The organism is Rhizobium sp. J15 (assembly GCF_002531825.1).
Classification (GTDB): Bacteria; Pseudomonadota; Alphaproteobacteria; order Rhizobiales; family Rhizobiaceae; genus Rhizobium.
Genome location: NZ_NWSX01000081.1, coordinates 1 through 10,917, shown reverse-complemented (window position 1 = coordinate 10,917; position 10,917 = coordinate 1). Strand labels below are relative to the sequence as shown.

Here is a 10,917-nt window from a genome sequence, read left to right as displayed (position 1 = left end):
TCCTGGAGATCGAGACCACGAAAGTGACGAATGTGCTGGAAGCCTCCGCCAGCGGTACGCTGAGGCAGATTGTTCTGGCGGAAGGCACGACGGCCCCCGTCGGTGCGCTGGCCGGCGTGATTGCCGACGAGAGCGCCACGCAGGAAGAGATCGACGCCTTCATCCAGAGCTATGCCGATCGCATCGGCAGCGGCGAAGAGGGCGAGGGTGGGGTATCCCTCCCGCGCAAGGTCGCGGTCCCGGGCGGTTCGCTGAACCTGCTGGAAGCCGGCGAGCCGAGCGACGACATCGTGCTCTTTCTGCACGGCTTCGGCGGAGACCTGACGACCTGGCTCTTCAACCAGCCGGTGCTTGCCGAAACGATGCGCACGATCGCCGTCGATCTTCCCGGTCATGGCGATTCCTCGCCGGCGGCGGGCAGCAATGTCGTTGACGAGATCGCCGCGTCGATCGAAGAGGCAGTCACCCCGATCGCGTCTGGAAGGATCCATCTCGTCGCGCACTCCTTCGGCGGTGCGATTGCCGCGGCTCTTGCTGCGCGTCAGCCCTCGCGTATCGGATCGCTGACGCTGATCGCACCGATTGGCCTGAGCAAGCAGATGAATCGGGACTTCCTCACCGACTTCATCGCCGCCGAGCGCCGGCGCCCGCTGCAGGCTGTCCTGGAGCGGCTGTTTGCCGATCCCTCCAAGATCACCAACGACATGGTCGAGGGCACGCTGCGCTTCAAGCGGCTGGAAGGCGTTCCCGAAGCGCTTTCGGCCATTGCGGACGCCATTGCCGATAACGGCGGCCAGAAGCAATCGATCGGCGCAGCGCTCAGCGCCCTGTCATGCCCGGTCACGCTGATCTGGGGTGACCAGGACCAGATCGTGCCGCTGCCGCAGCAAGGCGAAATCCCCGCCAACGCAACCTTCGTCAAGGTCCCGGCGACCGGCCACATGCCGCAGATGGAAGCCGCTGCTGCCGTCAACGACCAAATCAAAAAGACCATCAAACAGGCCGGGGCCTAAAAGGCGCCGCAAGCGCGGTCGGCAATCATCGAACAACAGGAAAGGGAATGCGATGTCAGGACGTCTTTCAGGAAAACGGATCTTGCTTACCGGTGGGGTTGCAAACATCGGCCTCGCGATCCTTGAACAGTTCGTTGCCGAAGGGGCAACCGTCAGCGTCGTGGATATCGACGCTGAGCGCGGCGCGGCCGTCGAGAAGCGTTTTGGCGGTGCGGTGAAGTTCATACGTGCCGATCTCTTGCAGGAAGCCGAGATCAAGGCGGCGATCTCTCAAGCGGCTGAATGGATGAAGGGCATCGATACGCTATGCCTCAATGCCGGCATCCAGCTTTCCGGCAGGCTGGAGGATTTCAGCACCGGTGACTGGGACAAGGTCTTTGCGATCAATGTCAGGGCGAATTTCGTCTTTGTTCGCGAGTCGGTCCAGGAGCTTCGTAAGTCCGGCAAAGCTTCCGTGGTGCTGATGTCGTCCCTTGCAGGCAAGCGTGGTGCCGCCGGTCTCCTCGCCTATTCATCGTCCAAGGCCGCAGTGATCGGTCTGACGACCACGCTGGCGATTGAACTGGCGCGTGACGGCATCCGCGTGAATGCCGTATGCCCTGGCTGGATCGACACACCTTTCAACCAGCCGGTCATCGACTTCATCGGTGGGCGCGAAAAGCAGGAAGCGCTTGTTCCCCTGGTCATTCCGCTCGGCCGTCAGGCACGGCCCGACGAGGTTGCTCCCCTGTTCGTGTTCCTGGCATCGGACGAATCCTCCTATGTGACCGCACAGGCGATCAACGTGGACGGCGGGATCTACAATTAGGCATGAACGAGGATGCGGCGGTCCGTTCGAGCGGACCGCCGCACGCATTGCTTTCCAACAGGCTCAGATCGAGGAACTACGATGGTCAGAATCATCACGCATGAAGAAGCCTTGAACGCCATTGCCGCGGGCGCTGCAAAGGTTAGAGAGATCAAACAGCCGTCGTCCCTGGCGATCGTTGATCTCGGCGGCAACCTGCTGGCTTTTCTGCGGGTCGACGACGCAGCACTGTCAACGGTACAGATCGCTCAGAACAAGGCCTGGACGGCGCTTGCTCTGCGTTCGCCTTCCGGTCAGTGGATGGAGGCGGTTCAGCCGAATGGCCCGCTTTACGGCCTGGAAGCGGTCGGCGCGCGGCCGTTCGTGGTTTTCGGCGGCGGCCTGCCGATCATTCGCGACGGCAAGGTCGTCGGCGCCGTAGGCGTTTCGGGCGGCCCAGTAGACGACGATCTCGCGATCGCCGAAGCAATGTTGGCGGCCCTCAGCTAGTGGGAAACATCTCCGCGACCTTTACGGCGCAAAATCGGGTTAAAGGGTGACAAGGATGTCAGAACATATCGTTCGTATTGAGTGGGAAGCCGCTTCACACGAACAACAAAAGAAAACGTACAGCCGTGACCACAAGGCGATCATCAGCCCGACGGTTACCATTCCAGTTTCTGCCGCCGCCGAGTATCTCGGTAACGCGTCACTAGCAGATCCGGAACAATTGCTGGTGAGCGCGTTGGCGAGCTGCCATATGCTGTACTTCCTCGCCATTTGCGAAGGCAGCGGTTATGCCGTGACCGCCTATCAGGACGAGGCTTCCGGGAGGGTGTCGAAGAGCCCCGCGGGCGGCATGTGGGTCTCCGACATCGCTCTGCGTCCCAAGGCGACGTTCAGCGGCGAAAAGCAGCCTGATCGCGAGGCGCTCCGACGCCTTCACGATCGCGCGCATAAGGGCTGCTTCATCGCAAATTCGATCAAGTGCCACGTATCCATTGAGATTCAATAATCTGGAGGTCAAGATGAAGAACAAACTCGTTGTGGTGGCGACCATCATCGCCCATGAAGGCAAGGAAGATGCAGTAAGGGACGCGCTGCTGACGCTCGTGCCTATCGCAAAGACAGAGCCAGGCTTCGTCCAGTATGATCTCCACCAGTCGAATGATCGGCCGGGCGAGTTCCTATTCTACGAGATCTGGGACGATGAACAGGCGCTCGACGTCCACAACAATACAGACTCAATGAAGGCCTTCGGTGCCAAGAATGGTCATCTGTTCAAATCGGTGGCGCTTGAGAAATACACCCGCATTTCCTAACCTGAGGCGAAGCTGGCCGGCGGCATCGCTGGCCAGCTTCTAACGGGAAGGGTGTTTGGGGCCAACAGCGCCGTGGTTTGCGACTTCCTGTGCAAGTTTGGCGACCACACCGCTCAGTGGCATATCCGGACGAGGGATGAAGCTTGCTGTGAATGAGAGTACGGGCAGCGTCTCTTCATGGGCCAGCAGGCGCAGACGGCCGTTATCAAGGTGCTCGAGCGCAACTTCCTTTGGAATTGCTGCAATTCCCAAGCCATCGAGCGTCATGCGAATAATCGATGACAGCGATGCGTTTGCAAAGAGACGGACACCTGTGACACCAGCCTTGCGAAAGAGTTCTTTCAATTCCGAGTGGGGTCGTGTGTGGCGGGCAAAAGTGATGATTGGATATTCGGCGAGCTTGCGAAGGCCGATGCTGGAGCCAAGCTCAGGAAAATCCGAGCGGACGATAAAATCCAGCGGGTAGCTGCAAAGATGAATGTTCGTCACGTGCCCGGCAGTGATAGGGCCCATCAACAGCGCGACGTCGATCGCATTGTTGAGCAATGCGTCGGCGAGGCCCGCTGAAGCATCGACGTCGATCGCCAGCGTTATTCCAGGATAGTCGGAACTGAGCCGCTTTAGAAGCTCGGGCAGCCAAGTGTGAACAATGGTATCTGAAACGCCAAGATGCAAATTACCGCGCAGGGCACTATCGCCAGCGATCGCCGAGACAAGCTCCACGCGGAGCGCGATCATTTGCTCGACATATCGTAAAAGGTCACGTCCCTTAGCCGTCAGATGACTGCCGTGCTTGTTGCGATCGAATAGCCTGACATTCAGATCCTGCTCAAGCTGGGCTATTCGTGCCGAGACCGCCGGTTGCGTGGTGTGGAGCTTCTCTGCGGCACGGTTAAAACCGCCGGTCTGTGCAACGAAGTAGAAAGTCTCCAAGGTACGAAGATCAATCATGCCGTTCCCCCAGTGCTGCGCGCGCCGGCGCGGAAAGCAGGACGATAACAGATCCTTCGTGTCCACGGGCAGGCGCGCCCGAGAGGCGGGCCCGATTGCGCGGTCACAACTCTGGCGCAGAAAAGCGAAACTTTCCAGTAATTAGATCATCGTCGGGGATATCGGTGATCAGCATGCATCCCGGTGAGTGGGTGATCGCGATCGGTGGCTTTGCGTTAGCCAAGGCCACCTGCGGCGTGACACCGCACGCCCAGAAGACCGGGATCTCTCCCTCTCTGACGGGCACCGGATCGCCGAAATCGGGATTGGTTATGTCTGCGATCCCGATCGCTGACGGATCACCGAAATGAACCGGGGCACCGTGAACCTGCGGCATCCGAGAGGTGATCTCGATTGCGCGAATGGCCTCTGCAGGCTTCATCGGGCGCATTGACGCGACATACTGGCCCGAAAAGCGTCCTGCCGATACACATTCGATATCGGTTTTATACATTGGCACGTTTGTGCCAAGTTCAATGTGGCGGACAGTGAGACCGGCGCCCAGCAGTGCCCATTCAAACGAGAATGAGCATCCGATCAGGAAGGACACGAAGTCGTCCTGCCAGATACTTGTAATGTTCTCAACTTCGTCAACCAAATTTCCGTTGCGGAAGATCCGGTAGCTCGGCACATCGGTACGGATATCGATGTCTTGCCCCGCGCCAGGTAACGATGGATTACCCGGCCGACCCACGGCCAATAGCGGGCAGGGTTTGGGATTTGCGAGGCAGAAATTCAAGAAATCTTTCGCCCATTCTCTTGGCAGGATAACAAGATTTCCTTGTGCAAACCCTCTGGCCATTCCGGAGGTCTGGCCACTGATAGTACCGGATCTTGCGCCTGCACGAATGGCTTCTGGCGCGCGGTCCGCAGCGCTATTTGAAGATAGCAACACGAATTTTTCCTCGACGATCAAGAATGTTCTGATTTTTATTTGCTCGTCAGTCGCAGGCGTCAAATTATGAAATTGAATGGTGGGTGATCAATTTTCCTTATCGAACTGGCGTTTGATCGCATATCGCCTGGTTATCAGCATTCGTTATCACAGGTCATCGTGAATTGCGATTTGACCGTCGGATGCAAGAGCGGGAGGATGATAGGGCTGAACGGTAGGAGGTCCTTCAGCAAACGACCTGCCGGACTCGAGGACGTCCGGGCAGTCAAAAAGCATCCCCGTTAATATTCGCTGGGCCTAAGACATGGCCGGCAACGACATTTGGATCATTAACCGAACTGTCGTTAGTTAGGCTAACTTTAAGGCTCCTTGGACCAATGACAAAAAAGGGAACTCTAAAAATGACCAACGATTCGACACGCTTTACCGCCAGCCGTCGCCAGGTCCTAAAAATTGGTAGTGGGCTCGCCGCCGCAGGTTTGTTTACACCCTTCCTCGCATCCGTCACCCGTGCGGAAGAGGAGCCGATCACGCTTCTGACTTGGGAAAGCTACGACGAGCCGGACTGGATCGCCGAGTGGGAAAAGGCAAACGGCACGAAGATCAAGCCGGTCATCATTTCCTCGCTCGATGAGGTTTTTGCGCAGCTTCAGTCCGGCGCGGTCAAGCCGGATGTGGTCTATTCAGAGGCCTCAACGGCCGGCCGTCTCAAGAAAGCCGGTCAGATTGCGCCGTTTGATCTATCTAAGGTCCCCAATGTCGCCAACATTCTTCCCGGACTGAACTGGAAGGATCCGCTTTCGGTCGATGGTACGCTGATGGGCATTCCGCTGCATTGGGGTACCCAGCCGCTTCAATACAATGCTGACGTTATCAAGGAAGCTCCGACGAGCTGGGCCGCCCTTTGGGACAAGGAGTATCAGGGAAAGGTCACCATCTTCGATGACGCGACCGTCACCATCCCGATGATCGCTCTCTACGTCGGGGCGAAGGATCCGTTCAAACTCAGCGAGGACGAGTTTGGCGCGGTTACGAAGGCACTTCGCGAATTGCGTCAGCAGGTTCGCGTCGTCACGCGTGGCTTCGACGATGCGGCAAACGTCTATGCTTCGGGCGAGGCGCTTCTCGGTTACTGCCACAACGTTACAGTCGTGAACACGCTGAAAAAGAAGGGTCTGAACGCGAAGTACTCGCTTCCTAAAGAAGGAACCCCCTCCTGGATCGAGGGAACTTTCGTCACGCCCAAGGGACAGCGGGATATCGTCTACAAATTCCTGAATGACACGATGTCCGTCGAGTGGCAAACGCGTTTCATGAAATTCTCCGGAAGCAATGGCGTTTTGACGCCGGAGGCGGCGCGCAAGGCCGGCCTCACCGAGGAGGAGCTCAAGAACACGAACATTCTCGACTCCGAGGATCCCTCGTTCAAAAGCAACCTGGTGTTTTTCCGCGAGCCGGAAGATGTCGAGCGGCGCATCCAGATCTGGAATGACTTCCTCGCTGGTACGCTTTGAGCCGATACGCGAACGCGGAGAAGACAGATGGGTACCTCCCAGACAACGGTGCTTTCGCTTGAAGGCGTGTCGAAAACCTATGACGGCGCAAACAAGCCTGCGCTCGACGACGTTTCCTTTGCCGTAAGAAGCGGAGAATTCTTTTCAATTCTAGGCCCGAGCGGTTCTGGAAAGACCACTATCTTGCGCACAGTTGCAGGGTTCGAGCATCCGGATCGGGGCGCAATTACGATGTCGGGGCATGCCATGAACGGCGTTCCTCCGTTCAAGCGCGACGTACGCACTGTCTTTCAAAGCTACGCTCTTTTCCCGCACCTCACGGTGCGGGAAAATGTAGAATACCCACTACGGATGCGCGGCGATGCGAAATCCAGCCGATCTACTGCGGCGATGGAAGCTCTGTCGCTCGTCGAGATGTCGGCGTTTGCCGACAGGCTTCCACACCAGCTGTCAGGCGGCCAGAGGCAGAGGGCGGCTTTGGCAAGATCAATTGTCTCAAGGCCGAAGCTGCTGCTTCTCGACGAACCCCTGGCGGCGCTGGATTTGCGGCTGCGCCAGCAGATGCAACATACGCTCGTGGCTCTGCAAAAGGAGCTCGGTATCGCGTTCATGTATGTGACGCACGACCAGGGCGAAGCGTTGTCGATGTCGGATCGCGTGGTGGTGCTCAATGAAGGAAAGATCGCGCAGCTTGCCACACCTCGCGAAATCTATTTCGCGCCGAAGAATGAATTCGTTTCCCGATTTGTCGGCCGGTCCAATCTCATCCCCGTGACATTTGAAGCCGCAGGAAATGGTGCGGTCGCGCACGTCGAGAATGTGGCGCTGCCGGGTCTCGTTGCTTCACGCTGTGGCGCGGCACGTATGGCTATCCGCTATGAGGCAGTTCAGGTCAGCGAAAACGTTGCCACGCCATCTCCAGGTTCGCTTCATGGAACTGTTGAAGACGTTCTGTTCATGGGAACGAGCTGTGAGGTTAATGTTCGCTGTGGTGCGATAAACGTGATCGGCTTGGTGCCTGCAGCTCACAATTCATCGCTGGAAGTCGGTCAGCCGGTGCAGGTCAACTTCGACCTGCAGAATACGCAGGTGTTCTATGACTGATAATGTCGCATCGAACCTCACGAAACCTTTGCGGGCTGCACCGCAGGGCTTCAGGATCAGCCTCAACCTGGCAAGCGTGCCGGTCCTTGCCTGGTTGTTCCTGATCGTTGTCTTGCCGAACGTGCTATTGATTGGCGTGAGCTTCCTCAAAACCTCGGGTGGGGTCATCCTCCTTGAGCCATCGCTTATAAACTACGCGCGGATCTGGAACTCGGCCGGCTTTTGGGTTTTGCTTACGCGCACCTTGACGTTCAGCTTTCTTGGCTGCGTTCTCGCAACCGTGATCGCTTTTCCCTTGGCCTTTTACGTCGGGCGAATGGCAAGGCGCTACAAGACCCTGCTGACCGTGCTGGTTGTTCTGCCGCTCTGGATCAGCCTTCTGATGCGCATTTTTGCCTGGCGCATCATTCTTGGCCAGTCGGGCGTTCTCAATGCTGCCCTGGTGTCCAGCGGTATTCTTGATCAACCGTCAGATGCCTTCCTCTATAGTCCGACCGCGGTCGTCATCGTATTTGCCTACATCTCCATCCCATTCATTTTCATTTCGACAATGGGAGCTTTCGAGAAAATTCCCCGTGATCTGATCGAAGCGTCGCAAGACTCTGGCGCGACACCAACCCAGACATTTCTCCACTTGATCTGGCCGTTGACCCGTCGCAACTTCGCCATCGGTTTTTCACTGGCGTTTCTCGTGACGGTCGGAGATTTCGTCACGCCGGCCATGATCGGCGGTATCGACGGCACGACGCTTGGTGTGGTGGTCTCCACTCAGTTCGGATTTGCCAACAACTGGCCATATGGCGCAGCAGTTGCGGTTGCGCTCATGATGAGCGTGGCTCTCCTGCTCGGCACTATAATCACAATGCTGCCAACGAAGGGCGTGATGCTCAGCGAGGAGGCCGAAGGCACATTGCCTGAGAGCAACTCTTTACGGCGTAGCACCGGTCGTCGCCTCGGAACCGTTGGCGTTGTCGCGTCCATCATCTACCTTTATGCACCGCTCGCGATCATCGTCCTGTTTTCGTTCAATTCCGCTAACCTGCAGATCTTCCCGCTGCAGGGCGTTACCCTTCACTGGTATCAAGAACTCCTCCAGGATCAATCGTTGATGGAAGCAGCCCGGCGATCGGTGATCGTGGCACTCTGTGTCGTGACGATGTCGGTGGTGCTGGGAACCATTTTCGCGTTAATCATTCATTACGCCAGGTTGAAGGGCGCTCGTTTTTTCGAACTCGCCTTCGCACTGCCGATCGCCACGCCCGGCGTCGTTCTCGGGATCGAGATGGTGCTTGGCACAGAAATATTCTCAATTCCCTCTGGCGTCGCGCGAATCGTCATTGGGCAGATGAGTTTCGTGATGCCGGTGACAATGCTGCTGCTGCTTGTACGGCTGCGACGTCTCGATCCGAGCCTCATGGAAGCCTCGCTCGACCTTGGCGCCAATCGCTGGCAGAGCTTCGTGCATATCCTGTTTCCGATGATCCGCGGAACCGTTATCGCCGGTGCCTTTCTCGGGCTCACGCTGTCGGCCGACGATGTGATGGTCACCTTGTTCTTGTCGGGCGGTGCGCCAACCCTTCCGATCTGGGTGTTCAACCAGCTCCGCTTCGGCTTCACGCCGTCGGTGAATGCAATCTTCTCGCTGCTCCTCTTTGCATGCCTCTTGGTCGTCGGTTTCGCCACATGGAGAACCAGCACCAAACTCGCCAAGGCAGCGGCTTAGTCGCTCGATAATCGATAAGGAGGTTCACAATGGATATGCAGGACTGGCGCTCAAGCGGAATTGAAGGTTTCGCGCGCGGCTTTCTCACAGTCGAAGGAGTTCGAATTCACTACGTTTCAGGAGGACGAGCAGACGGAGACACGATCGTCCTTTTTCCCGGCTTTCCGCAAAGCTGGTATGCTTGGCGTAAAATTCTGCCTGTGCTTGGCGAGCGCTACCGGGTCATTGCGCCAGATCTTCCAGGGCAGGGCGATTCCGATCGACCTCTGCGTGGATGTGATACGCTTTCGATCGCGAACCTCATGCGGGAGTTCACCAAAAAGCTCGGGATCGAGAAGCATTATCTTGCCGCTCATGATATTGGCGCGTGGGTCGCCTATCCTTATGCGGCTTCCTATGGCGAGACGGTTCTTGGCCTCGCAATACTAGATACCGGCATCCCGGGGATTAGTCTGCCTGACACACTACCGTGGTCTCCCGATACGGCGTGGCGAACCTGGCACGTAGGCTTTCATAATCTGCCTGATCTGCCCGAAGCTCTCATCAGGGACCGGGAAGACATTTACCTCAGATGGTTTTTGCAGCGCAAAGCCGCGAGCCCGGCATATTTTTCTGAAGACGATTTCGACGAGTATTTGCGGGTTTTTCGCACCAATGGCCTGACGGGCGGCCTAGCCTACTATCGCGCGATTTCCCAATCGGCGGACCAGAATAAGGAGCTCAGCAGTCGCGGCAAACTCGATATGCCGGTTCTGGCAATTCGTGCCGACCAAGGCTCGATGCCGGATCTCGTGGCTCAACTGCAGAAAATCGCAACCGACGTCTCGGGCACCGCCATCGAGCATTGCGGCCACTATTTGGCTGAAGAGCAACCTGCGGCGCTTGCCGATGCATTGACGCGTTTCTTTTCCTGACGCGTCGACGAAGAATTGAATGCGTCCACCTCTCCCAAGACGGGTGGGACGAGCCGGATTGCGGATGTCGGCGAATATCCGCAATCCGGCGCCGCGAAAGATGATGAACAGCAGAGGTCCGACGAGGATCTGCCGGAGGAGCACATGTCAGGCTTACAACTTTCTCAGGACAAGCTGATTGAGGTTTATCGAAGCATGCGGATGATCCGCCGCTTCGAGGAGCGGGTGATGGAGGAGATGGCGACCGGCGACATTCCGGGCAACACCCATCTTTATGCGGGCGAGGAGGCGAGTGCCGTCGGCATCTGCCTGCATCTTCGCGAGGACGACTATATCTCCTCGACCCATCGCGGCCATGGCCACTCGATCGCCAAGGGCGTGGATATCGACAGCATGATGGCCGAACTGTTCGGGCGGGCGACGGGGACCTGCGGCGGCAAGGGCGGATCGATGCACATTGCCGACCTGCGCAAGGGCATGCTTGGAGCGAACGGGATCGTTGCGGCCGGTGCTCCGATCACCTGCGGAGCGGCGCTCAGCGCAAAGCTGCTGGGGACCGGCCAGGTTGCGGTCGCCTTCGCCGGCGACGGGGCGATGAACGAAGGCGTCATGTCCGAAAGCTTCAACCTTGCCAAGATCTGGAACCTGCCGATCG

The 10,917-nt window shown here is 57.7% G+C and carries 12 protein-coding genes; 10 read left to right on the top strand and 2 right to left on the bottom strand.

The features are described from left to right. From CO670_RS31885 to CO670_RS31865, 5 genes are all read left to right on the top strand, one after another. A partial coding sequence (locus CO670_RS31885) for an acetoin dehydrogenase dihydrolipoyllysine-residue acetyltransferase subunit (protein ID WP_097593995.1) occupies positions 1 to 1,013 on the top strand: 1,013 nt, incomplete at its 5' end. Positions 1,014 to 1,095: 82 nt separating this feature from the next. Continuing rightward, complete coding sequence (locus CO670_RS31880) at positions 1,096 to 1,821, top strand: SDR family NAD(P)-dependent oxidoreductase (RefSeq protein WP_245426163.1); 726 nt, start codon at positions 1,096 to 1,098, stop codon at positions 1,819 to 1,821. 81 nt (positions 1,822 to 1,902) lie between these two features. Continuing rightward, positions 1,903 to 2,310 (top strand): heme-binding protein, encoded by a 408-nt coding sequence (locus CO670_RS31875; protein WP_097593993.1) that lies wholly within the window; start codon positions 1,903 to 1,905, stop codon positions 2,308 to 2,310. Between the two features lie 55 nt (positions 2,311 to 2,365). Then, positions 2,366 to 2,815 carry an OsmC family protein gene (locus CO670_RS31870; RefSeq protein ID WP_097593991.1) on the top strand — a complete coding sequence of 150 codons (450 nt, stop codon included), beginning with the start codon at positions 2,366 to 2,368 and terminating at the stop codon, positions 2,813 to 2,815. A 13-nt stretch (positions 2,816 to 2,828) separates the two neighbouring features. Further along, positions 2,829 to 3,122, top strand: coding sequence for a putative quinol monooxygenase (locus CO670_RS31865; RefSeq protein WP_097593990.1), 294 nt, complete (start codon positions 2,829 to 2,831; stop codon positions 3,120 to 3,122). A 39-nt stretch (positions 3,123 to 3,161) separates the two neighbouring features. Here CO670_RS31865 and CO670_RS31860 read toward each other — a convergent pair whose 3' ends face one another. Both CO670_RS31860 and CO670_RS31855 read right to left on the bottom strand, forming a co-directional pair. Further along, entirely contained in the window at positions 3,162 to 4,073 is a 912-nt protein-coding gene (locus tag CO670_RS31860) for a LysR family transcriptional regulator (protein WP_097593989.1), read from the bottom strand. A gap of 103 nt (positions 4,074 to 4,176) precedes the next feature. After that, positions 4,177 to 5,025: a putative hydro-lyase gene (locus CO670_RS31855; RefSeq protein WP_245426168.1), complete on the bottom strand. Its 849-nt coding sequence runs from the start codon at positions 5,023 to 5,025 to the stop codon at positions 4,177 to 4,179. A gap of 383 nt (positions 5,026 to 5,408) precedes the next feature. Between CO670_RS31855 and CO670_RS31850 the strand changes: the two genes are divergently transcribed. From CO670_RS31850 to CO670_RS31830, 5 genes are all read left to right on the top strand, one after another. Further along, positions 5,409 to 6,521, top strand: coding sequence for an extracellular solute-binding protein (locus tag CO670_RS31850; protein WP_097593988.1), 1,113 nt, complete (start codon positions 5,409 to 5,411; stop codon positions 6,519 to 6,521). A gap of 27 nt (positions 6,522 to 6,548) precedes the next feature. Next, positions 6,549 to 7,625, top strand: coding sequence for an ABC transporter ATP-binding protein (locus CO670_RS31845; protein WP_097593986.1), 1,077 nt, complete (start codon positions 6,549 to 6,551; stop codon positions 7,623 to 7,625). Further along, entirely contained in the window at positions 7,618 to 9,348 is a 1,731-nt protein-coding gene (locus tag CO670_RS31840; RefSeq protein WP_097593985.1) for an ABC transporter permease subunit, read from the top strand. The genes CO670_RS31845 and CO670_RS31840 overlap by 8 nt, the downstream gene beginning before the upstream one ends. 29 nt (positions 9,349 to 9,377) lie before the next feature. Further along, positions 9,378 to 10,262 (top strand): alpha/beta hydrolase, encoded by an 885-nt coding sequence (locus CO670_RS31835; RefSeq protein ID WP_097593984.1) that lies wholly within the window; start codon positions 9,378 to 9,380, stop codon positions 10,260 to 10,262. Positions 10,263 to 10,406: 144 nt separating this feature from the next. After that, a partial coding sequence (locus CO670_RS31830; RefSeq protein WP_141502455.1) for a thiamine pyrophosphate-dependent dehydrogenase E1 component subunit alpha occupies positions 10,407 to 10,917 on the top strand: 511 nt, incomplete at its 3' end.